The organism is bacterium, assembly GCA_022763185.1.
In the GTDB taxonomy this organism is placed as follows: domain Bacteria; phylum Bdellovibrionota_G; class JALEGL01; order JALEGL01; family JALEGL01; genus JALEGL01.
Genome location: JALEGL010000005.1, coordinates 109,199 through 132,430, shown reverse-complemented (window position 1 = coordinate 132,430; position 23,232 = coordinate 109,199). Strand labels below are relative to the sequence as shown.

Here is a 23,232-nt window from a genome sequence, read left to right as displayed (position 1 = left end):
GTGTCTGAAAATAGATAGCTTTTTCACGGCAACTTTTGTATCCCTCGTTAGTGTAAACTTAAGTTGCTGTATAAGATGTTAAAAATTGCAGAGTAAAATGATAAATATTTATTTTTTACAAATAAAGATTCAATAGAATGTTGCTGATGGATTGAAAAAGCCGTATACTATTATAGTAAGATCAGACTATAAACACTCAGCGGAAGGAAAGTCTCAATGCAAGATCAACCTTATTCAGATCTTTTACAATGGATTGATGATCATCATGATATCGATAAATTCCATCAGGAGCATTGGCAAGGAAGTTTTGCTCAATACTTGAACATGGTTGAGGATAATCCTAAGTTGAGTCGCACAGCCTATCAACGGATTTACGATATGATTTTATCGTATGGTTATGAAACCTATATCGATGGTAAGAAAAAAATCACCAAGTATCACTTTTTTTCTGACCCCATAGACGATGGCAAAGATGCTGTCTTTGGCCTGGATATTTCTTTGATGAAGCTGGTCAATGTTTTTAAAAGTGCAGCACTGGGTTTGGGACCAGAAAAAAGAGTGTTGCTCTTACATGGGCCTGTGGGTTCATCCAAATCAACCATCGTCAGAATGATTAAAAAAGGTCTAGAAGCTTACAGTAAAACAGCAGAAGGAGCTTTGTATACCTTTGCATGGAAAATAGATCCCAATGAAATTCCCAATGTATTGGCGGATACTGATACCATGTTGGATCCGATGCATGCAGATCCTTTGCTTTTGATACCACAAGAATTTAGGTCACAGGTTTTTGAGAAAATAGCAGAAAAACATCCAGATCATGACGCCATACAAATCAAGGGTGATGTTTGTCCCGCTTCACGGCAAGTGTATCAAGAATTGATGAGTTATTATGACGGTGACTGGGCCAAGGTTATGCAACACGTAGTGGTCAAACGTTTGATTTTATCTGAAAAAGATAGAGTGGGTATAGGAACCTTTCAACCTAAAGACGAAAAAAATCAGGATTCAACAGAGTTAACCGGAGACATAAACTATAGACTGATTGCAAAATATGGTTCAGATTCTGACCCCAGAGCATTTAATTTTGATGGTGAATTTAACGTGGCCAATCGAGGCATTGTTGAGTTTGTTGAAGTCTTAAAATTAGATGTTGCTTTCTTGTATGATTTATTGGGGGCATCGCAAGAGCACACCATTAAACCCAAGAAATTTCCACAAACCGATATTGATGAAGTGATTATTGGTCATACCAATGAGCCTGAGTATAGAAAACTACAAAGCAATGAATTTATGGAAGCTTTGCGTGATAGAACCATTAAAATAGACATTCCTTACATCACCAAGTTGTCTGAAGAAATGAAAATTTATCAAAAAGACTACAATCAAAAAAGCTTAAAAGACAAGCATATAGCACCTCATACACTTGAGATGGCCGCCATGTGGGCCATATTAACTCGCTTGGAACAACCTAAGAAGTCAAATTTGAGTTTGTTACAAAAACTTAAGCTGTATGATGGGCGGGCAATTCCTGGTTATACAGAAGACAATATCAGGGAGTTAAGAAAGGAAGCGGTAAGAGAGGGTTTGGATGGCGTATCGCCAAGATATGTTCAAGATAAAATATCCAATACTTTGGTCAATGACGATGAAAAAAACTACATCAATCCATTTATGGTTTTAAAAGAATTAGAAAGTGGCCTCAAGCGGCACTCATTAATTTCCAATGAAGAAGACAGAAAGCACTACAGTGAATTGATTAATGTGGTTAAAGAAGAATATGCCGATATTGTTAAAGCAGAAGTGCAAAGGGCTCTTAGTACCGATGATGGCGCTTTATCAAAACTATGTGCTAATTATATAGATCACGTTAAAGCTTACACACAAAATGAAAAAGTAAAAAACAGTTACACCGGTTCAAGAGGTGAGCCAGATGAACGTTTGATGCGCTCTATTGAAGAAAAAATAGATATTGCAGAATCTCGCAAAGATGACTTTAGGCGAGAAATCATGAATTATATTGGTGCTTTATCTTTAGATGGTAAGAAGTTTGATTACAAAACCAATGATCGATTGAACAAAGCTTTGGAGCTAAAGTTATTTGAAGATCAAAAAGATAGCATTAAGTTAACCAGCCTGGTTTCTTCCGTTGTTGATGAAGAAACGCAGAAAAAAATTGATGTGGTTAAGAAACGTTTAATCAATCATTACGGTTACAATGAAGACAGTGCCAGTGACGTTTTACAATTTGTCGCATCCATTTTTGCCAGAGGAGATGTGAAGTCTAAGCAATGAATATGGACTGCCACACTGAAACTATAAAAGAAACGGAAAGTTTTTTGAGAATCGAGGCGCAAGGAAGTGAAAAACCGCAGGCGTACTTTTGCTACGTCGAGGATTGTGAGCTCCTTGCAACGAAGAGGCTCGAAAAAATCTCCGTTTTCCAAGAGATAAAGCAGGTTCGATAATGGCGCTGAAGATTCATTCTGATCACAACCGCTTCAAAGAAATTATTAGAGGTAAAATCAAACAAAACCTCAAGCAATATATTGCTAAAGGTGAGATGATTGGCAGAAAAGGTAAAGATATGATTTCTATTCCTATTCCAAAAATCAATATTCCAAGATTTATTCATGACCCCAATCAACAGCAGGGACAAGGTCAGGGAGAGGGGCAAGGAAAAGCAGGATCTTCAGGTCAACAAGGTGGTCAAAAGCAAAAAGGTCAAGGTCAAAAAGCAGGAGAAACAGCAGGAGAACATATCTTAGAAGTGGACATCAGCATTGATGAGCTGGCACAAATTTTATCGGAAGAATTAGAGTTGCCCAATATTGATGAAAAAGGCGCCAAAAAACGCATAGAAACATTGAAGCATAATTATGCCAGCATCAATAAAAATGGGCCCAATTCACTTAAGCATTTTAAACGAACATACAAAGAAGCATTAAAACGACAAATTGCAGCGGGGACGTATGAGAAAAATAGTCCGTTAATTGTGCCTATTAAAGAAGATTTTAGATATAAAAGCTGGAAAGAAAAAGTCATCCCCAGCACCAATGCTTTAATTATTTACATCATGGATGTTTCTGGCTCGATGGGACAAGATCAAAAAGATATTGTCAGAACAGAAAGCTTTTGGATTGATACATGGTTGGGAACGCAATACAAAGATTTAGAAAAAAAATACATCATTCATGATGCCAAAGCCAAAGAAGTCGATGAGCATACGTTTTATCATACTCGTGAATCGGGCGGTACAATCATTTCTTCGGCTTATAATTTATGTGAACAACTGATTTTACAAGATTACTCACCGTTTGAATGGAATATTTATGTGTTTCATTTTTCTGACGGTGACAACTGGTCCAGTGAAGATACACAAAAATGCATGGATAAGCTAAAGCAAAGCCTTTTACCTATGGTGAATCTTTTTTGTTATGGTCAAGTGGATTCACAGTATGGATCAGGCCAGTTTATTAAAGATTTACGACAAATTAAAGACTTTGATAATTTGCTCAGCTCTCAAATTCCCAATAAAGATGCCATCATGAAGTCAATTAAGACTTTTTTAGGTAAAGGAAAATAAGTATGGCCAATCTAAATGTTGAGTTGACCAAAATTAAAGAAAACATTGAAGCCTTAGCAAAATCCTATGGCTTGGATTTTTGCAAAACTATTTTTCAGATGCTTGACTATGATCAGCTTAATCAAGTGGCTTCTTATGGAGGCTTTCCAGTCCGTTATCCACATTGGTCTTTTGGTATGACTTATGAAGAATTATCCAAAGGCTACAGTTATGGGGTCTCTAAAATATATGAATTGGTCATTAACAATGATCCCTGCATTGCATATTTGATGAAATCCAATTCATTGCTTGATCAAAAATTGGTGATGGCACACGTATATGGTCATGCAGATTTTTTTAAAAACAACCAATGGTTCAGTAAAACCAATAGAAAAATGGTTGATGAAATGGCCAATCATGCCACTAGAATCAGACGTTACATTGATAAATATGGCTTTGATGAGGTAGAGCAATTTATTGATGTATGTAAATCATTGGATAATCTTATTGATATTCATTTGCCTTTTAAAAATCAGGGCAGTGCAAACTTTAAATTGCCAAGAGAGCATCTCAAAAGAAACAAAAAAGATGATGGAGTCTATAAGCAAAGAGACATCATGGGCTATCTTGCTTTAAATGGTAGTCTTAAAGACTGGCAAAGTGAAATCATGATGATGTTAAGGGAAGAAGCTTATTATTTTGCACCACAAGCACAAACCAAAATCATGAATGAAGGCTGGGCCAGCTACTGGCATTCAAAAATGATGACTCAGCATATTTTAAAAGATGCAGAAGTGATAGAGTATGCAGATCACCATGCTGGGACCATGGCCGCAGCAAAAGGACAAATGAACCCTTATAAATTAGGAATTGAGCTGTTTAGAGATATTGAAGATAGATGGAATAAAGGCAAGTTTGGTAAGGATTATGAAGAATGTGATTCCTTGCAGGAAAAAAATAATTGGAATAAGAATTTAGGTCAGGGTAGAGACAAAATTTTTGAAGTACGAAGAGTTCACAACGATGTTAATTTTATAGAAAATTTTATGACCATGGAATTTTGCAAGCAGCACAAATTATTTATGTTTGCAGAAGTGCATGAAGATAAAAGTTATGCTGAACTTAAAGAAGCTTTTGATAAATTTAAAAAACAATTTGTTGTTCAGTTAAGCAGCATGCACGGACCACCGATTTATATTGTTGATCAAAATGATAAAAGTAAAGAACTTGTGTTAGAGCATCAACATGAAGGTATAGATTTAAAGCAAGATTGGGCCAAAGAAACCTTAAAAAATATATTTTTCTGTTGGGAGAAGCCTATATCTTTGTTAACGGTAGTCAGTGAAAAAGAAACCAGAATTTATTACGATGGAAAAAGTTTTGAATATCAGCAGTAAGGTAATGCTCTTTGCCTTATTTTTATGTGGTGGCTATTTACCTATAAATGCAAATACTCGCGTTGATCAAAGTGCGTTTATTTATGAGAATACTTTGTACACTTTGTATGATGTTAAGCCGTATTTGATTGTGCAACAACTTTTGGATAAAAAAGAAGATATAGTTTTTGACCAACAAGCCTATCAGAAAGCGATTGATGGTATGGTTCAAAATTTTATTGTTCAAGATTATCTTAATAAGGTTGATACTCAAAATTCAAGAAGAAATCTAAAGCTGGAAAAAAAGTTTCAAACAATGGTGACTGAAAAAGTTGAACAATTGCTAACCAAACAAGGGCAAAGTCAGGAAATATTGAAAAAAGTATTTTTTCAGGAATATGATAAAGAAAAATTTATTAAAGATAACATTGCCTTTAAAGTAAAGGTGGGTCGAGAAGAAGCTGAAAAATACTATCAAGAGCATCAACAAGATTTTGTAGAGCAAAATAAAGAAGATGCTTTGATAAAAATTGAACAAGCTTTAAAAAAATCTGAACTCGCTGCAGAATATAAAGAATGGTTGAGCCGGCAATTGGCACGTAAGAAAATATACTTGTTTTCATTGGAATAAGTTGTGATGAAAAATTCTGTTCTTCATGTTCAATTTAAAGAAAATGAGCTTGATCCAATCAAAAAAGATATTTTAAATCTGTTGATAAAGAGTGGTTTTTTAAAAAATAATCAGGATCAACAACTTATAGAGCAAGAACATATGCATTGTTTTTCAGTCAATCAAAAAAACAAACCTATAGCATATGCGCTGTTAAGTGTTTTATTTGAAGAAGCAGAAATTTTGCAGGTATATGTTTTAGATCAATTTAGGCGAAAGGGTTATGCACAAGCTATTTTAATAGAGGTCATAAATTTTTGTCAGTTTAAAGAGGTAAAAAAAATTTTTTTAGAACTCAGACAAAGCAATAAAAAGGCGTATAGACTTTATCAAAAACAGGGTTTTGCTGATCTAAGCTGTAGAAAAAACTATTATTCAGATGGTGAAGATGCCATCGTCATGCAGCGCTCCCTAGAATAAATCAGTGACAGAAATACAAGAAAACTTAAACTCAACTGCTTAGAAGTCTGACTTGACTGAGATTGACCGTAAAAATACCCATGGTTTGACTGTTGGGGTTGTTTGGTAGTATTTGAAAATATAATGAAAGAACATGTAGCACAGATTGTTGGCAATAAGCATTTGGGTGGCCGCTATTATCAGCTGGATTTAAAGTTAGAGCAGCCATTTGATCAATGTTTGGGAGGTGAATTTCTGATGCTCAGTACCGGCTATGAGCAGGGTCATGTTTTGCGCCGTCCCATGGCAGTGTTTGATCAAAAAGATCTCCACCATATCAGTGTTTTATACCAAGTAGTTGGGCAAGGAACAGCGTGGTTAAGTCAACAAGATCTAGCGCAAGAAATATCCTTGCTGGGAGCTTTGGGTAACCAATTTGAGCAAGCTACAGGAGAAAATATTGCCATTGTAGCAGGTGGTATTGGTGCCGCACCCTTTTTGCTATGGCTAAAAAGACAAAAACCAGAGTTTTTAGCCAAGATTAGAGTGTATTTTGGTTTTAGAAATGATGCTGAGGCAAAACCTTTACAAAAAATGTTTGATGATTTGGGCGTTGACCTTGTGATTTGGACAGATGAAAAAAATGACCGTTACCCCCAAGGCTTAATTGTGCATGCTTTTTTTGAGGATTTAAAGCAGGGCTATGCTCCACAAAAAGTATACACCTGTGGACCCAACATCATGATGAAAGCCATTTATGATCAAGTCAAAGATCAAGGTATAGAGGTTTATGCATCGGCTGAAGCCAAAATGGCCTGTGGTATGGGTGTGTGCCTAAGCTGTGTCACTGAAACCAGTGCTTTGCCAATAGGGGAACGTAAACTCATATGCAAAGATGGACCGGTTTTAAAGTTACGGGCTTAAACGGTTTACTAGCGTTTCACACGCACAACATTGTTTTTAGATTCGAGTATCGTAAACTCTACACGTCTATTGTTGGCGCGGCCTTCTTCAGTGTCATTGGTATCTATGGGTTGGCTTTCACCCAATCCAACTGAAATTAAACGTTCTGGATCAATACCGGCAGAAACCAAATAGTCCATTACGGACTTCGCACGGGCTTTGGATAAATTTAAGTTATAGACTTCACTGCCCTTACTGTCGGTATGCGCTTCTACTCTAACTTTATTGACTTCTTCATGTCTTTGTAAAACATCAACCACATTATCCAAAATATCGTAAGACTGTTGTTGTAGGCTGGCTTTGTTAAAATCAAATAAGATCTTGCCCAAATACTCTATTTTTTGTCCTTTTTTCTTAACCTTGCCTAGGATAATGCTTTGATTGGCACGTTTGCCCTTATTTAAAGTGACTGTTTTTTGAGAGTAGGTATAGCCGGTTTTTTCAACGTAGACATCATAGTCTGCCGGCTTTAAATTTTTACGCAGCTCTTGGTCATCGGCTCTGGCCACCAGATCTCCATTAGCATCACGCACAAGAATGGTTGCAGGAAGTGGGTCTTTGTTTTCATCAAAAACTCTAATGTAGATTTGCGCAATATTTGGGATTTCTTTGGGCTTTTCTTCTACAACAGGCTCAGGCTCGGGTTTTTCTTGATCTTTTCTGTGTGAGAATTGAATGCCGGCAAAAATGCGATAGTCTGGAGAAGAAAAGCCGTTGGTGATACCGCGGCCCCCTCCTAAAAAAGTTGTTAGTTTGTTGTTAAACATTCTATATCTAAGACCCAACAGAGCTTCTACTGGAGATTTTTGCCCAGAAGTAAAAGGATCAGTGAGCTCGGTTCTACCGGTTACTTCAGCAAACACATCCATTGTTTTTTCTTCAGAAAAATGATGGACATAACTCAAGCCAAAATCAAGGTCATGGCTAACCTGAAGAATACTCAGCACATCTTCATCTTGCTGGCGATAAAAACCACCAACATTTAAGGCAATGTAGTTCCTAGAGTTAAGCCACATGTCTGTAGCCAAACTTCCGCCTAGTCGGTAATCAAGGTTATTAAAATGATCTTGTACATTGTTATCCAGAGGCACGCTGGCTCTGGGTATAAAAGCCAAGCCAACGGGGCTGGTTTTGTTATCCAGTATACGAAACTTTAAATACAGCTGAGCATCTCCCAGAGAATAATCATCTTGCTGACTAAAGTTGGGAATGTCACTACGAACGGATGTCGTTAAATTAAACGGGATACTGGCGCCAAGACTAAGCCAATCTAAGATACCAATTTGTGGTGTAAAATTTAACGTGTAAAACTGTGCAACAATGGGTGCAACTTGTGTATTGGAACCAATACGATTAAACTCCAAAGGGTCATCAACACGATTGGCAAACAAAGCAATATGAAATGCTCCAGCCTTAAGTGTGCTCGTGCCAAAGTTGGTAAAACCTTCATATTGATCGGTTTTAGGTGTAAATCGTTGAACATCAAGTGCAAATGCAGGAAGATGAGCCATAAACAACATTAAAACCAGCAAAAATCGCTTCAAAATAAACATGATTTTACTGAGTGTATAATGATTTTAAGATGTTGTCACTTTTTCAAAAAGCATAAGGATATTAGGTAAGGCCTATTGTGCTTGATAACGGCCAAAAATATCTTTGAGGGTTTGAGTGATTTCACCTAAAGTTGCTTTTGCTTGCACAGCCTTTAATATGTAAGGCAATAAATTATCCTGGCTTTTGGCTTTGGCTTGAAGTTGCGTTAAAGCTTCATGAGTTTTAGTTTGATCTCGAGTGTTTTTAAATTGCGTGATGTTTTGTTTGAGGTTTTTTTCAAGATCAACATCAAGCTTTAATAAGTTACTGACCGGCGCTTCTTCAGATTGATAGCAATTAACACCCACAATTTTTTGTTGTCCTTGGTCGAGGTCTTTTTGAAATTGATAGGCGCGTTCGGCAATGGCTTTTTGATAGTAATTATTCTCAATGGCTTTTTGACTGCCGCCCATGCTCTCAATTTTTTCCATCTCAGCCTGAACTTTTTCAATCATCCGTTGCGTTTCATGTTCAATAGCAAAACTTCCAGCAAGAGGATCGACAGTATGGGCAACTCCAGATTCATAGGCCAAGAGTTGCTGCGTACGTAAGGCCAGCATGGCAGATTCTTTGGTGGGAAGGGCCAGCGCTTCATCTTTGGAATTGGTATGTAAGCTTTGGCAACCGCCCAAAATCGCTGCTAGAGCTTGTAGTGTGGTTCTGACAATATTGTTATCGACTTGTTGTGCGGTTAAAGTGCTGCCACCTGTTTGCGCATGAAAGCGTAAGAGCATGGATTTGGTTTTTTTAGCCTTGAAGACCTCTTTGGTGATGAGGGCCCATAAGGTTCGGGCAGCCCGGAACTTGGCGATTTCTTCAATAAGGTCATTGTGGGAAGCAAAGAAAAAAGACAAGCGGGCAGCAAAGTGATCAAAGTCTATGTTACGGTCAACCACGGTTTGAGCATACGCCACCGCATTGGATAAAGTAAAGGCAAGCTCTTGAACAGCATCTGAACCCGCTTCACGGATGTGATAACCAGAAATGGAAATAGGATTCCATAAAGGCACATGGTTGGAGCAATATTCAATAAGGTCTGCACACAAACGCATAGAGGCTTTTGGAGGAAAAATATAAGTCCCGCGCGCAATGTATTCTTTTAGAATATCATTTTGCACGGTGCCTTTAAGCAGTTTGGGGTCAATGCCATTGTTTTGCGCAACAGCAATGTAAAAGCAAAGCAAAATAGGGGCGGTAGCATTGATGGTCATGGAAGAAGATACCTGATCCAAAGGGATGTTCTTGAGAACAGTCGCCATATCGTCAATGCTTGCTATGGAAACGCCCACACGTCCCACTTCTCCTTGGCTCATGGCATCGTCTGGGTCATAGCCCATTTGCGTGGGCAAATCAAAGGCCATGGATAAACCGGTTTGGCCAGCATCAAGTAGATCTAAAAAGCGTTGATTGGTTTGCTCTGCAGAACCAAAGCCTGCATATTGGCGCATGGTCCACAGCCTACCGCGGTACATATTGGGTTGCACACCACGGGTAAAAGGGAATTGGCCTGGAAAACCAGGATCAATATTCACATGCTCTTGGGTATACAGGGCATCTCTTTGACTATGATCGGATCGTTTGCTGCTGATGCTCATATTAGGATGCTTTCTCAAATTCAATGAGGGTTTGCCCACTATCAATAGAGTCTCCCTCCTGAACATGAATTTTAAGGATGGTGACTTTTGTAGAACTTTTAAGTTCGTTCTCCATTTTCATGGCTTCCAACACCAGCAAAGGATCACCAAGATCTACCTCTTGTCCTTCTTCTACCAGAATTTTTACGACTCTTCCGGGCATGTCTGCCATGAGTTTGGTATCATGATCATGGCCGTTGGCTTGGTGTTGGTTTATTTGTTGTTTGGGATTGTAAAGCGTGCAGTGAACAGTGTTGCCGTTGATATCCAGTTCAAAGTTTTGTTGGGATTGTTTGATTAAATACAGCGTATAAACGTTGTTTTGATGAATAAACATACAGCCATGTTGAAGTTTTTGAACTTGAATATTGTTAAGTTCAGTCCCATCAATGTCAATATTGCAGGTTTTTTGAGCGTCATCAAAATGAAGTTGAATGGACCATTGTTGATTTTGATAGTTGAGTATTCGTTGCATTAGTTGCTTTCCAATCCGCTCTGCCACCAGTTGGATATTGGCGTATGATCCGGTGTTGTTGGATTTAGTATTTCTGTTTGTGTTTGACAATTCAATGCAGCACTCAAAGCCAGTTCAACTGAGCTGGCGGTTTGATTGTTTTGGTTAAAGTTTTGTAACAATGCATCGTTGATAAACTGAGTGTGTACTTGGTTACTTATAAAATCAGGGTGCGCTAAAATTTGTTTTAAAAACTGTGTATTGCTATCGATACCAGCTATTTTCAACTCATTGAGGGCCAGTAAACTTTGTTGGATGGCTTGAACTCGATCTTGGCCATAACAGGATATTTTAGCAATCATCGGATCATAATAAGATGTGATGCTGTGGCCGCTTTCAATTGCACTGTCAATTCTGACATTGGCACCACTGGGCCACTGGATAAAATCAATGTTTCCAGGGCTGGGTAAAAAGTTTTGTGTGGGCTTTTCAGCATAAATTCTCACTTCAATGGCATGGCCACGAGCTGGTGGAACTTTAAAGTCTTGATCCATTTTTAAAGCATTTAAAATCTGCATGCGGACCAAGTCTACCCCATAAACCCACTCTGTAACCGGGTGTTCAACTTGCAAGCGGGTATTCATTTCCAAAAAATAAATGTTTTCTTGAGCATCCACCAAGAACTCTAAGGTGCCCGCTCCCTGATAATCAAGAGATTGGCACAGTTCTTTGGCCATTGTGTGTAGATTTTCTTGAGTTTTTGTTTGAAGACCAAGGTCTCCAGCCTCTTCAACAATTTTTTGGTGCCGGCGTTGCACTGAGCAGTCACGCAAACCAAAAATCAGGGTTTCACCGTTGGACAAGCCAAAAACCTGAACTTCGATGTGTCTGGGTTTGTCCAAGTACTTTTCTATGTACATGGTTCCATTGCCAAACGCTTTTTGCGCTTCAGATTGAGCCATATCAAAGGCAGAATTTAAGTCTTGTTCAGTTTCAACCAAGCGCATGCCTTTGCCGCCACCGCCAGCTTTGGCTTTAAGCAAAACAGGAAAACCGACACTCTGAGCAATCTCAAAGGCATGTGAACCATCTTTTAAGTCTTCGCTGCCTTCAATAAGAGGAAGTTGAGCTTTCTTGGCAGCAATTCTGGCTTGAATTTTATCTCCCATTTGATTCATCACGGCGCTGGAAGGACCTACAAAAATGAGATTGTTCTGGCTACAAGCATCGGCAAAAGTGGCGTTTTCAGATAAAAAGCCATAGCCAGGATGAATCATGGTTGCCTTGGCATCTTTTGCACATGCTAAAATTTTATCTATATTAAGGTAGCTTTCGCTGCTGGCAGCTGGACCTAGACAATAGGCTTCATCGGCATGGCGAACATGCAGGCTTTCAATGTCAGGCTCAGAGTAAACCGCCACTGTTTTTAGCCCCATAGCTTTACAGGTTCGTATCACCCGCAGGGCTATCTCACCCCTATTGGCTACCAAGATTTTCTGAGTTTGCAGTTTTGTAGTTTTATTTCCACGCACTGGTTACTTATATCGTATGTAAAGCTATTGAGCCAGTTTTGAAATTGTAAAAAATAGCAATAAGCCAACAAAAATATAAAAAATTAATTATTTCTTAATTTTCATTGGTTATAAACTCTAACCATAATGCGGGGATATAAATATACGTTAAGCAAAGTAATTATTATAAGTTTTATGTGGGTTGGAGTATTGAAAGCCCAGTTTGATAGCGAGTATGAGCATAAGTTTTTTCAGCTCAATCAAAATAAAAGATTACTGGTAAAATACGGCTGTATTTCTTATGCAACAAAATTATTTGTTCAACTTGAATGGCCACAAGAACATCAAAATCAATCAATTATGGTCAACAATCAAGTTGAGCTTCATATAGCTCAATTTAGTTTAGAGGATTTTTTTGAAATTGTTGATCGTGCTGTAAATTACTTTAGTGATCTTGATATAAATGAGTTGAATCATGAAAACCAAAGCACACAATTAAGACATTTTGGACCTACAAGAACTGAAAATCGTAATCGATTATGTCCATTACAAATTTTATTCAATTTAAGTGATTATGCTCAAAATTGTTCTAAAGAAATTAAAAGCTGTGAAAGTGTAACTTTTAAGGCAAAGAGCCTTCAGTCAAGACAAGAATTAATGCAAAAATATAATAGCTTGTTGCAGTATTTTGCGTTGCACCATGATATTAATTTCAATATTACAGGTGTTGCTGGGTCTAATCAGACATCTTTTAGAGATAATTTTTTTGACTACTATAACCAGTAGTTGAATTTTTTTTGGGGGTTATTTTGAAATATCAGTATAAACTAAGGTTTTTTTATTGCGTTACGTTATTTATTTGTCTTTCAGTTGCTTTTTCTCAAGAAGGCAGAATGATTTGGGTTTTTAACTCTAAATATTCTGAACAATCACTTATTAGTGATGATCCAACTTACAAATCTTCAGTTTTGCTTTCAAGAGCATTTGAATTAATGCATACAGTTCCTAGAATAAAATTATCATCTCCTTCTGCTTTTGGATTAATAGCTTATCCCGGATATTCAGTTGAAAATAGTTACGGATATAGAAAATATAAAAGCTTAGAAAAACTATTGTATTTTTTAATAGTCAACAATCAAGAATCAAAAACTTTAGAAGCTGCGTTGTCGGTTGTACAAAAGTATGGAATTCCTGCTAGCATTAGCTTTGATAACGATGAATATAAATGGTTAACAAATCAGTGTGATTTTTTTCTCAATAATCATTTTTCCAATTCAATTGAATTTTTTCGTTTTAAAGATGCTCTGAGCGTTAATGAATTAGAAGATCTGTCTTTAAGTTACTTGAGTGAAGATTATCTAGTTAATAATTCTATTCAAGAAGAAGGTTATTCAAGAAAAATGCAATATGCTTTGATAGGTGAGCTACATCAAAGAGTACAATATTATTCAGTTAAACAGTATAAAAAGTGGATTCCTTATCGCTATGTCAGGACAAGCCTAACATACTATCCTAGTAAAAAAGAACTCATAGAATTGTTGCCGATTCATGAGCCAATATTAATTTTTAATAAACAGAATGAACAGAGTCAATCACATATGAATGTTTCGCTTGCTCAGGAAAACAATAGTCTCTATCTTATGGAAATAGATATTCCATATACCATTTTTAAAACTTTGAATGTGTTGAGTGGGATAGAAAAAATTAGTGATAAAAACCAGAAACAACAATCCTTTCAAGCATATAAAATACTCTGTGAAAGGATTAAAAATGATTTTAGATAAGTTACACTATAAATCATTTCAAAAGTTAAAATGGTGTTTTTTAGGAGTAACTTTTTGTTTTTCTTTTAGCGTTTTTTCGAGTGTAAGTGTCAACGTCCCTAATATGTGTGCCAATATTTTCAAGGAAAAGTTAGGTACATCTGTTTATAATAGTGATTTACTAGGTTATTCAATTGTTGAGGGTGGATGTAAGCAAGATTTTTTAGACTTTGCTCAAGTAGCAATTCAAAACTTAACGGCTACAATTCAAAGTGGTGAGTATAAGAACTATTTAGATAACTGTGAAAATGGCGTCAAATGTCATGATTTTTTAAGACCAACACAAGAAAAGTCTCTTTATTGGTATTGTGCTTTTTTAGCACCTCTATACAGTTCGGAAAACTTATCCAACGATACGCAATCTGAGATGAAAGGTTATTCTCAAGATTTAAAGCAAATGTTTTTTAATGAAACTGAGAAATTGAGCAATGCAAAGCTGAAAAAAAATGTTGGCTTTATGCTAGCTAAAATAGAGGAAGAGTTTGCAAATCATCATCATTTTGATGCATTAAGAAAAAAACAAATGTTTGCTCGTATGTATTTAAGCCCAGGTTATCGCAGTTATAGGTTCTCAGACTATCAACATTCACAAGATGATTTTTTTGAAAAAGCAAATGATATAAATACTATGTATTTTAATGAATATAAAGATCGTTTAGTGTTAAATCCAAACTCTAACTATCATAAAGTTATAAATACAAATGAAAATAACCAACAGGAAATAATAATTGATAATGTAAATCAAAATATTGAGCTTTATGCGACTAGTCTTTTTCAAAGTGCAGCCAAAAATCAACTCAAAAGAGTTATAAAAGAGCGATTAGCATACGACTTAAGGAGAATGCCCAGAAACAAACTTATCCAGATTAAAAATAGTTGGGATAGATTTAATCGTTGGGCGAGACAAGTTGTTTGCTACCAGAGTGGTGAAAAAGCACAGTCAATTTGTGAACAGGATCACATGCAAGTTAGTTTAGAAATTGGTATTGTTTATGCTTTTGAGGATCTGGAACAATGTGATCTTGATAATAGTTTAACAGAATATGAAGCGCAAAGCTATACTGAAGAAGAAAAAAAATGTACGCTAATTTTAGACAACGCTACAGATGAAAAAGAATGGGCATATACTGAACAAGATGTTTACGCTATTGAACAGTTTATTTCATCCCTTAATCAAAAATGCTGGATGAACAGGGGTAGCAATAGTAAATATAGAAATTCTAGTAACTTTCATTATGAAGTACTTGACCCATTTTTTGCTTTTTTTAAACAACGAAAATGGTACTTTCTTTTTGGTCAAGATCAGTTTTTATCCAGTATATATTATAGTAACAACAGTGAAGAACTAAAAAATAGATGTGTAAATATGGGCTATATTTTTGCCAAGCCTCAAGATACTCTTTGGTCAGAAAATTTTTCACACCCGTTAAAAATGTACTTAAAATCATCGGATGTACCTAAAGTTCATTGGGCAATGAAACTTCTTGAAGAAAGAAAAGTCTTTTCTCTTAATGAAATCGAGAACACTTATTTTTCAACACTTATTCAAATGTTTGATGATTTAAAGAGTGACTTTGAAATTATTAATGGCGGAAGATATTATGAGCTTTCTGAAAGGCTCGATGATTATGTTTTAATTTACCCTCTTGCTTTAGTAGACGCATTAATTGGTGAGAATTTATTTGATGATGATTCAGTTATTGCGTCAGCGGAAATGGGATATTATGTCAGTGAGATACTTCTAGATAAACAGTATAAAAGAGACGTTTTTTATAGAACGGCTCAAAACATTGCTTTGGTTGGTTCAGGCGTTTTAGTTGCAATTTTTACTCGAGGAGTTGGATCTCATGCTTTGTTCACTAAAATTTCAGCTCTTTTTGTAGTAGGTTCTTTAGAAACGATGCTTTTTATTAATGCAAAAGATCGTTATCATCAAGCAGTACAAAATAGTAGAAAAAGTTTTATTGCCAATCACAAAAATGCAGTTGATAGTCATGCTGTTTATGCCGAATATAAAGGCATGTTTTTAGATGCAAAAATTTCTTTGGCTTTGGCATTGATGTTTGATGGAGCTGCTTTATTGAGAGTGATTCAAGACCTTAAGCCCTATGCTCAACATATACATGAGTTAATATTTAATCCAGCCTATAGAGATTTTAAAAGAAATGCATTTGTAACCTTGCAAGCTTTAATTAAAAGAAATCAAAATGTTGAAGCTGTATTGGATATAAATACAATTACAATACTTTCTGACCCAAAGCTATATGATGGTGATTTTTTTCGTTTTAGAAAAATGTATCACGAGCTTAAGGATATACCTGAAGATCAATTTGAAGCTAGAGCAAGACAAATCATCCAAAAACACAGTGGCATTGATATTAATAGTATTAGAAGAGATCCTTTAAGAAGGATAGTTGGTGAAGCCGATTTAAGAGTAAATCAATTTTTTTCACATGATATTAGATATTTTTCGCATAGAGTAAGAAATAAGTTGCTTGATTATGTCTTAACCCTTCCTGTGAATTCAAGGAATGGCTGGTTTATAGAGAAACTAATTTATTTTTCTGATGACGCTGTTGAATTGGAAAAGATGCTTAATTTTATTAATCAGCTCTATCGGCAAGGAAGGATAAATATACAAAGTTTGCATAGAAAAATTATTGAGTATGAAAGACGAAACGCATTTGACTATAAGATTGTATTTAGAGACAACGTTTTAAAAATTGATCCGGTAAGAAAACAACAGTTAAGTCGTTTTAAAAGAATTCTTGATAATACAGCTTCTCAAAGTAGTGATAAAGAAAAATTTTTAGAGTGGGTTGAACGTTATGTGCCAACATATAATTTAGATAAAATTATTGTTAAAATGGAACAAGAACACTTAACGTTAAGAACCTCTTTTGACTTTAAAGTGTTTCAAAGAGCATATGGTGATACTATTACAAATTCTAACACAATGATTCTAAGACGCTTTAATTTAGCTTGGCCAAATGAAGCAACATTAAATCCATTTATTCAAAGATCATGGTCAAGAACAGGAAGGTTACAAAATCAATTAAGATCGATTGACTTAGATTTTATGGACTACTATAAACTTGAACAGGAAGTGAAAAGAATTGAACAAGGTCTTTTTACACATTTTACCGGTAATTCTTCACAACCATTAGATTTCTCTACAATTGTTTCAGATAACATTATTGAGAGAGTTGTTCCAAATATACGTAACGCAAGAAAAGCGAAGCAAATTTTAGCCAAGAGAAGAAAAGACTTAAAAGTAGCTTGGAAACAATATTCAAAAGCTAGAAATTATCCTGATCATGTTACTGGAAAAATGTTAACTCATCATGAAGCTTTAGAAAGAAGTAAGTCGATTGCAAACGCAAGACGCCAAATCGTTGAACAATGTCAGTTTCCTACTAATATCAATAAAATGTATAAAGCACACTTTTCTAGTTTAGCAATGTTTGCAAGCCTAGCTGGAAAAACTACTGCTTATTCTGTAGTTCATTGGGATGATAAAGTTGATAGTGGTCGATATTGGACAAGATTATTTCTAGATTTATTTATTTATAGTTTAGTTAAAAAAGCAAAGCTTGCTAATTTTTCATCAGCGGGTAAATCAATGCTGCTTGTTCCTTTGTACGACTATAGTTTGAGCATGGGGGTTCGTTTGGGTGTTGATGCAGGCTTATACTCATTGTTGGATAACCATTATTGGAATAATGAGGAAATACAACTTCAAAATATTCAAACATATATTAATGGTAACAGTTTTGAAGAAATTGAAGGTCAGTTACGTGAGATGATTCAATACAATGCAAGTAAAACTGATATACACTCTTCTAATTTGTTAGAACAAATTGATTATCAAATTTCTCAATTAGAACAGCAAAACAACCATGAAAATATTTTATTTTCTCAAGAAGATTTAAGATTTTGGGAAAGTATAAGCGATAGTGCGTTAGAAGAAAAATTGCTTGATGCATATGCTATGTTTATTCACAGACAAAATGAAGGCAGTACAGTGTTTAAAAATGTCGATCCAAGCTATGCACCCACACTGAAACGTTTTATTTTTTATACGGGATTCGACCTTGCCGATTCATTTAAAAGTGTTTTTTTAAACCATTTGATGTTGTATAATTTTTGTGTAAACCGTATGTCGCCTAATTTTTCTCAGGCTTTTTTGGCTAGCATGATATACACTGAAAAAGTTGTTGTTAGCTCAGCTGAGTTTGAACTTCGAAAAAGGTATGTAGAATCTGATATGCAAGAGCAGTGATTTTTCTTTTCAGTTAAAAATGAAAGTGTTAGTATGTGACCATGAAATGGACACCTGAGCTGATTTGGTTTTTTGTGGGTTTGGTTTTATTGATCAGCGAGATTATTGTTCCTGCGGTTTTGTTTTTGTTTTTTGGTTTGGGTGCTTGGCTGGTGGCGATTGTCTGTGCCTTTGGTATTTTGCCTAATCCCAATCACCAGCTTTTATTGTTTTCTTTTGCATCAGTTGGGTTTTTATTTTCTCTGCGCAAATGGGTTAAAAATCAGTTTACCGGTTACACTACAGATGAACAAAATGCCGATGCCAATTTAGAGGACTTTGTGGGTGAACATGTCAAGGTTGTTGAAACCATTGATGCAGATCAACATACAGGCGCAGTTGAATACAAAGGTGCCAAATGGTCAGCGTTATCAGATAACGATCACCCTGTTGGCAAAGTGGTCAAAATCAAAGCCATTGATGGCATAAAACTTATTGTGGAGTAATTAAGTACAAAAGGTAGTCGTTGTCTTTTGTGCCTGAGGAATAAATATCAAAAGGTAGGATTTATCTTTTGATGAATTAAAAGGAGGATCTATGGGAATTTTTGTTGGAGCGGGATTAGCTTTATTTGTTTTAATTGTTTTGGCGCAGTCGGTGCGGATTGTGCCGCAGAAGCAAGCCTATATTGTTGAGCGTTTGGGTAAGTACTCTAAGACTCTTAGAGCTGGCTTGCATATTTTGGTACCATTTGTCGATAGAGTGGCGTATCAGCATTCACTTAAAGAAGTGGCTTTGGATGTACCGTCTCAAACCTGTATTACACGAGATAATATTGCTGTCGAAGTGGATGGCGTTTTGTACTTACAAGTGATAGATCCAGTTAAAGCCAGTTATGGCATTGAAAATTTTCGTTTTGCTTCAACTCAGTTGGCGCAAACCACGATGCGTTCAGAAATTGGTAAACTGGAGCTGGATAAAACCTTTGAAGAGCGTGAAGCCATTAACTCAGAGATTATTCAAGCGGTAGATAAAGCTTCAGATCCTTGGGGCGTAAAAGTAACCCGTTATGAAATTAAAAACATTGATCCCCCTAAAACAGTTACCGATGCTTTGGAAAAACAAATGCGAGCAGAGCGTGAAAAACGAGCGACCATTGCAGAGTCTGAAGGTCTAAGACAGTCTAAAATCAACATTGCTGAAGCCGATAAGCAAGAAGCCATTATGCGTTCAGAAGGGGAAAAGCAAAAGCAGATCAATGAAGCAGAAGGTTACGCTAAAGAAATTGAATTGATTGCAGCAGCTACTGCTGAGGGTTTAAGAAAAGTTGCGCAAGCCATCAATGAAGACGGTGGTAAAGATGCGGTTAATTTAAGAGTGGCTGAACAATATGTTGGAGAGTTTGGTAAGTTGGCCAAAACCAACAATACTCTAATCATTCCATCCAACTTGTCTGATATTGCAGGTATGGTAGCCACAGCATCTAAACTTTTGGAGAAAAAAGAAAGCTAAAATAAAAGTATAGTTTAAGTAAAAAGGTATGTACGTCAGTGCATACCTTTTTTTTTAGCGGCAATTTTTGTTATAAATGGCAACAGTATAATTGTTATTGTTGTTGGCTGGTATATGAAATTGCTCGTTTGCACTTTGCTCAAATTTTGCACTGTGGTTTGGATCTTTTTCTAATCTAAAATTACAATGTTTAGCAGGGCTTGTTTGAAAGGTACGTTTTTCAGAATAAGCAATGCATTGATTGCTTCCAGCACGTGTGAAGAACAATTGACCATTAGGGTTTAAATGAAAAATGATAGAGTTGCTCGCCTTGTGCAGTAAATTTTTCTTAGGTGAGGTGACTTTTTGAATTAGTTTTTGATTTCTAAAAATTTTAAAGCCCTCTTTTTTGCCAATGGATACATTGTTATCTTGTACAATAATGGGACCTCTTTGAGTGCTGATGATTGGGTTTTTTGATGGCGTAAACCCTAGGACGGCAACATTAGTATTACCCAAGGAGCTGCATTGTGATAATAAAAGTTTTCCTTGAACAATGGCATTGAGAAATTTAAAACTTCTATTATCTTTGTGCTTTGCCCGGATTTTAAATGTGTACAAATTTTGACCATCGGCGTCTTTTTGCACATTAAAATTGGCGTCATTTTTATCTTTAAAATTTAAACTCATTTCAATGCAGTTTATAACTGGGCATTGGTGATTAATTAAAAAATCACGTGTGTAGTCTGGGGAGTGTTTTACATCTGGGTTAACAATATCAATTTCAGTATCTTCTCTGGGTTTGGTTGTATTGAGCTCACTGTACTCTGGTTGGGGTCCATTATTTTTTTTAATAGGTTTGGGCGTAACAATAATTTCATGTTCTTTTTTTAAAGTAGCTATGCTTTGTGGGGAAGGTTTAGTTTTGGGTGAAGAAAAAGTTTCAATAGGTTTTATAGTAAACTCTGAACAAGTGTAAAGTTGAGATTTACTTTCAGTTTTTTTAATGCCGATATAAAAAAATAAGAATACAAAAAATTGTAAAAGAAAAAAAAATAAGAAACAGTTTTTCAGAGAAAATTCAGTTTGTTGTTCAGACACAATAAAAATTTTACAGGATTATCCAGACAATATCAAAAGCTAGGGCTTAGCTTTTGATAAAAAACTATAAAGGAATATTCCCATGCTTTTTGGGTGGGTTTTTATCGCGCTTGTTTTTTAACAAGTCTAAGGCTTGAATCAACTTGGCTCTTGTTTGTGATGGATAGATGACTTCATCAATAAAACCAAGTTCAGCAGCTTTGTAAGGATTGGCAAAAGTTTTTTTATAATCTTCCACCAACTCTTTATGTTTTTGTGTGCTATCTTTGGCCTGTTTGAGTTCATTTCTAAAAATAATATTCACGGCACCATCTGCGCCCATCACAGCGATTTCTGCATTGGGGTAGGCATAATTTAAATCACCACGAATATGCTTGGAAGACATAACATCATAAGCACCACCATAGGCTTTACGAGTGATAAAAGTGATCTTGGGAACCGTGGCTTCAGCATAAGCATACAAGAGCTTGGCCCCGTGTTTAATGATGCCGCCAAATTCTTGTTGTGTGCCCGGCAAAAAGCCGGGGACATCTACAAAACTTACCACGGGAATATTGAAACAGTCACAAAAGCGAATAAAACGGGCAGCTTTACTTGAAGAATGAATATCTAAGCAGCCGGCCAAGACTTGCGGTTGGTTGGCCACGATACCTATACTTTTTCCTTCTACGCGAGCAAAACCCACCACAATATTTTGAGCATAAGCGGCATGAACTTCATAAAAAGAATCTTCATCCACTACCAAGTTAATCAAAGCTTTCATGTCATAGGGTTTGTTGGCTTCTTGTGGGATTAAAGTGTCCAGTGCTTCAGATTTTTTAGGAGCTTTATTGGCGTGTTGGGGTGCTTTTTCCATGTTGTTGCTGGGCAAGTAGGATATAAGCTGACGTATGCCTACCAAGCAACTTTGATCATCTGGGTAAGAAAAATGTGCCACACCACTTTTTTTATTGTGGGTATTGGCTCCACCCAGCTCTTCTTTACTGATTTCTTCATGGGTCACAGTTTTAATCACATCTGGACCGGTGACAAACATGTAACTGCTTTGATCCACCATTAAGTTAAAATCAGTGATGGCGGGGGAGTAAACGGCACCGCCGGCGCAAGGGCCCATGATGGCAGAGATTTGGGGAATCACGCCAGAGGCTAAAGTATTACGCAAGAAAATATCTGCATAGCCGCCAAGACTTTCTACCCCTTCTTGGATTCTGGCACCGCCTGAGTCATTGAGGCCAATAACGGGGACGCCAATTTTTAAAGCCAAGTCTAAAACCTTACAGATTTTTTTGGCATTGGCACCAGAAAGTGAGCCGCCAAAAACCGTGAAATCTTGGGCAAAAACCAACACCGTGCGACCATCAATTTTACCATAACCACAAATAACCCCATCGCCTTCAATTTTTTTATCCTGCATGCCAAACTCATCGCAGCGGTGTTTGACAAACTTGTCTATTTCTTCAAAGCTGTTGTCATCCAATAAAAAGTCTATGCGTTCACGGGCCGTGAGTTTTCCAGCGTCGTGTTGTTTTTTAATGCGATCTTCACCACCACCCAAGAGGGCAGCAGTATTTTTTTGTTTGAGTTTTTCATATGCAGGGTTGTTGTTAGACATGAGAGTCAACTTAGTGAAAAAGTACTCAGCTGTCTATAAATTACTCACCTGCACCTTGATTAAGAAAATTAGTGGTTAGTAACGCGCATTTACCATGCTAATCAAGTTCACCTGGTTTTCTGAGCATTTTTTGCACTTCATTGATGTGCTCCTGTTCATCACGCACCATGGTTCTAGAATATTCTTCTAAAGCAATATGCTGGGTATCAACAATTGAAAGCAGTTCTTTGTACTTATCAAGCTGGCGTTGTTCATGTTCTAAACTTTCTTTTAGAATATCATTGACTTCATGTTGATGCGTTTCAAGTAAAGGGGCAATTTTTAAGGACGGGTGGCCTCCCAGACTGGTGATATGTTCACCGGCAGTGTTTGCATGCAACAAGGACTCTGTCGCTTGGTCTCTTAACCATTTAACAATCGGTATTCTATGATGACCAAAAATCATGAGAGAGTAATGCGTATATTTTACAACGCCTGCCAGCTCATGTTCCATAATTTCATTTAAAACTTTAATGATGGATTCTTTGTTTTCCATAAAAACCTTTCAGTATCTGCTAAGATGTAAAAATTTATTATTTATAAGTGAGTTACCCATGCAATCATAAACCTGGGGAATGATCTTTGTAAAGCTCTAATTCTTAAGTAATCAGTCACAGTTATCTATGTCATAGAACTAAGTGGTCGTTGACATAAATAAAAAATGATAAAAATCACTTGCAAAGTTTATCAGTATTGATAATGACTATCAATATTAATTTAAACCACATCAGGAGGAAGACCGT

The 23,232-nt window shown here is 36.4% G+C and carries 18 protein-coding genes; 11 read left to right on the top strand and 7 right to left on the bottom strand.

The annotated features are described in order from the left end of the window. Nucleotides 1-216 precede the first annotated feature (216 nt). The 6 genes from MRY82_02160 (at nucleotide 217) to MRY82_02135 (ending at nucleotide 6,931) form a co-directional block, all read left to right on the top strand. Complete coding sequence (locus tag MRY82_02160) at nucleotides 217-2,292, top strand: serine protein kinase (protein ID MCI5071732.1); 2,076 nt, start codon at nucleotides 217-219, stop codon at nucleotides 2,290-2,292. 172 nt (nucleotides 2,293-2,464) lie between these two features. Then, nucleotides 2,465-3,583, top strand: coding sequence for a DUF444 family protein (locus MRY82_02155; protein ID MCI5071731.1), 1,119 nt, complete (start codon nucleotides 2,465-2,467; stop codon nucleotides 3,581-3,583). A gap of 2 nt (nucleotides 3,584-3,585) precedes the next feature. Continuing rightward, nucleotides 3,586-4,959 carry a SpoVR family protein gene (locus MRY82_02150; protein ID MCI5071730.1) on the top strand — a complete coding sequence of 458 codons (1,374 nt, stop codon included), beginning with the start codon at nucleotides 3,586-3,588 and terminating at the stop codon, nucleotides 4,957-4,959. Next, nucleotides 4,931-5,569 carry a hypothetical protein gene (locus tag MRY82_02145; protein ID MCI5071729.1) on the top strand — a complete coding sequence of 213 codons (639 nt, stop codon included), beginning with the start codon at nucleotides 4,931-4,933 and terminating at the stop codon, nucleotides 5,567-5,569. The genes MRY82_02150 and MRY82_02145 overlap by 29 nt, the downstream gene beginning before the upstream one ends. Nucleotides 5,570-5,575: 6 nt before the next feature. Then, nucleotides 5,576-6,028: a ribosomal protein S18-alanine N-acetyltransferase gene (gene rimI / locus MRY82_02140; GenBank protein ID MCI5071728.1), complete on the top strand. Its 453-nt coding sequence runs from the start codon at nucleotides 5,576-5,578 to the stop codon at nucleotides 6,026-6,028. Nucleotides 6,029-6,151: 123 nt separating this feature from the next. Beyond that, a complete protein-coding gene (locus tag MRY82_02135; protein ID MCI5071727.1) occupies nucleotides 6,152-6,931 on the top strand; it encodes a hypothetical protein in 780 nt (259 codons plus the stop codon). Nucleotides 6,932-6,939: 8 nt separating this feature from the next. On the opposite strand, the gene MRY82_02130 is transcribed toward MRY82_02135, so the two are convergent. The 4 genes from MRY82_02130 to MRY82_02115 form a co-directional block, all read right to left on the bottom strand. Next, nucleotides 6,940-8,523: an OmpA family protein gene (locus MRY82_02130; protein MCI5071726.1), complete on the bottom strand. Its 1,584-nt coding sequence runs from the start codon at nucleotides 8,521-8,523 to the stop codon at nucleotides 6,940-6,942. 72 nt (nucleotides 8,524-8,595) lie between these two features. Then, nucleotides 8,596-10,158 carry a methylmalonyl-CoA mutase family protein gene (locus MRY82_02125; protein MCI5071725.1) on the bottom strand — a complete coding sequence of 521 codons (1,563 nt, stop codon included), beginning with the start codon at nucleotides 10,156-10,158 and terminating at the stop codon, nucleotides 8,596-8,598. Nucleotide 10,159: 1 nt separating this feature from the next. Beyond that, nucleotides 10,160-10,672 carry an acetyl-CoA carboxylase biotin carboxyl carrier protein subunit gene (locus MRY82_02120; GenBank protein MCI5071724.1) on the bottom strand — a complete coding sequence of 171 codons (513 nt, stop codon included), beginning with the start codon at nucleotides 10,670-10,672 and terminating at the stop codon, nucleotides 10,160-10,162. Beyond that, a complete protein-coding gene (locus MRY82_02115) occupies nucleotides 10,672-12,183 on the bottom strand; it encodes an ATP-grasp domain-containing protein (protein MCI5071723.1) in 1,512 nt (503 codons plus the stop codon). Before MRY82_02115 ends, MRY82_02120 begins: the two co-directional genes overlap by 1 nt. Before the next feature lie 174 nt (nucleotides 12,184-12,357). Between MRY82_02115 and MRY82_02110 the strand changes: the two genes are divergently transcribed. The 5 genes from MRY82_02110 to MRY82_02090 all read left to right on the top strand — a co-directional run bounded on the left by MRY82_02110 (nucleotide 12,358) and on the right by MRY82_02090 (nucleotide 19,758). Then, nucleotides 12,358-12,948, top strand: coding sequence for a hypothetical protein (locus MRY82_02110; GenBank protein MCI5071722.1), 591 nt, complete (start codon nucleotides 12,358-12,360; stop codon nucleotides 12,946-12,948). 23 nt (nucleotides 12,949-12,971) lie between these two features. Next, on the top strand, nucleotides 12,972-13,946 hold the full coding sequence (locus tag MRY82_02105; protein MCI5071721.1) for a hypothetical protein: 975 nt from the start codon (nucleotides 12,972-12,974) through the stop codon (nucleotides 13,944-13,946). Next, nucleotides 13,933-18,267 carry a hypothetical protein gene (locus MRY82_02100; GenBank protein MCI5071720.1) on the top strand — a complete coding sequence of 1,445 codons (4,335 nt, stop codon included), beginning with the start codon at nucleotides 13,933-13,935 and terminating at the stop codon, nucleotides 18,265-18,267. Before MRY82_02105 ends, MRY82_02100 begins: the two co-directional genes overlap by 14 nt. A 41-nt stretch (nucleotides 18,268-18,308) precedes the next feature. Beyond that, nucleotides 18,309-18,752 (top strand): NfeD family protein, encoded by a 444-nt coding sequence (locus MRY82_02095; protein MCI5071719.1) that lies wholly within the window; start codon nucleotides 18,309-18,311, stop codon nucleotides 18,750-18,752. A 91-nt stretch (nucleotides 18,753-18,843) separates the two neighbouring features. Further along, complete coding sequence (locus tag MRY82_02090) at nucleotides 18,844-19,758, top strand: paraslipin (GenBank protein ID MCI5071718.1); 915 nt, start codon at nucleotides 18,844-18,846, stop codon at nucleotides 19,756-19,758. A 54-nt stretch (nucleotides 19,759-19,812) separates the two neighbouring features. Here the strand turns inward: MRY82_02090 and MRY82_02085 are convergent, their stop codons facing one another. The 3 genes from MRY82_02085 to MRY82_02075 form a co-directional block, all read right to left on the bottom strand. Continuing rightward, entirely contained in the window at nucleotides 19,813-20,838 is a 1,026-nt protein-coding gene (locus MRY82_02085; GenBank protein ID MCI5071717.1) for a hypothetical protein, read from the bottom strand. Nucleotides 20,839-20,902: 64 nt separating this feature from the next. Further along, nucleotides 20,903-22,450 carry an acyl-CoA carboxylase subunit beta gene (locus tag MRY82_02080; protein MCI5071716.1) on the bottom strand — a complete coding sequence of 516 codons (1,548 nt, stop codon included), beginning with the start codon at nucleotides 22,448-22,450 and terminating at the stop codon, nucleotides 20,903-20,905. A gap of 97 nt (nucleotides 22,451-22,547) precedes the next feature. Then, a complete protein-coding gene (locus MRY82_02075; protein ID MCI5071715.1) occupies nucleotides 22,548-22,985 on the bottom strand; it encodes a bacterioferritin in 438 nt (145 codons plus the stop codon). Nucleotides 22,986-23,232: the final 247 nt, after the last annotated feature.

Coding starts and splice junctions, on each gene's coding strand:
- MRY82_02160 (MCI5071732.1), top strand. CDS start 217: ATGCAAGATCAACCTTATTCAGATCTTTTACAATGGATTGATGATCAT.
- MRY82_02155 (MCI5071731.1), top strand. CDS start 2,465: ATGGCGCTGAAGATTCATTCTGATCACAACCGCTTCAAAGAAATTATT.
- MRY82_02150 (MCI5071730.1), top strand. CDS start 3,586: ATGGCCAATCTAAATGTTGAGTTGACCAAAATTAAAGAAAACATTGAA.
- MRY82_02145 (MCI5071729.1), top strand. CDS start 4,931: ATGGAAAAAGTTTTGAATATCAGCAGTAAGGTAATGCTCTTTGCCTTA.
- rimI (MCI5071728.1), top strand. CDS start 5,576: ATGAAAAATTCTGTTCTTCATGTTCAATTTAAAGAAAATGAGCTTGAT.
- MRY82_02135 (MCI5071727.1), top strand. CDS start 6,152: ATGAAAGAACATGTAGCACAGATTGTTGGCAATAAGCATTTGGGTGGC.
- MRY82_02130 (MCI5071726.1), bottom strand. CDS start 8,523: ATGTTTATTTTGAAGCGATTTTTGCTGGTTTTAATGTTGTTTATGGCT.
- MRY82_02125 (MCI5071725.1), bottom strand. CDS start 10,158: ATGAGCATCAGCAGCAAACGATCCGATCATAGTCAAAGAGATGCCCTG.
- MRY82_02120 (MCI5071724.1), bottom strand. CDS start 10,672: ATGCAACGAATACTCAACTATCAAAATCAACAATGGTCCATTCAACTT.
- MRY82_02110 (MCI5071722.1), top strand. CDS start 12,358: ATGTGGGTTGGAGTATTGAAAGCCCAGTTTGATAGCGAGTATGAGCAT.
- MRY82_02100 (MCI5071720.1), top strand. CDS start 13,933: ATGATTTTAGATAAGTTACACTATAAATCATTTCAAAAGTTAAAATGG.
- MRY82_02095 (MCI5071719.1), top strand. CDS start 18,309: ATGAAATGGACACCTGAGCTGATTTGGTTTTTTGTGGGTTTGGTTTTA.
- MRY82_02090 (MCI5071718.1), top strand. CDS start 18,844: ATGGGAATTTTTGTTGGAGCGGGATTAGCTTTATTTGTTTTAATTGTT.
- MRY82_02080 (MCI5071716.1), bottom strand. CDS start 22,450: ATGTCTAACAACAACCCTGCATATGAAAAACTCAAACAAAAAAATACT.
- MRY82_02075 (MCI5071715.1), bottom strand. CDS start 22,985: ATGGAAAACAAAGAATCCATCATTAAAGTTTTAAATGAAATTATGGAA.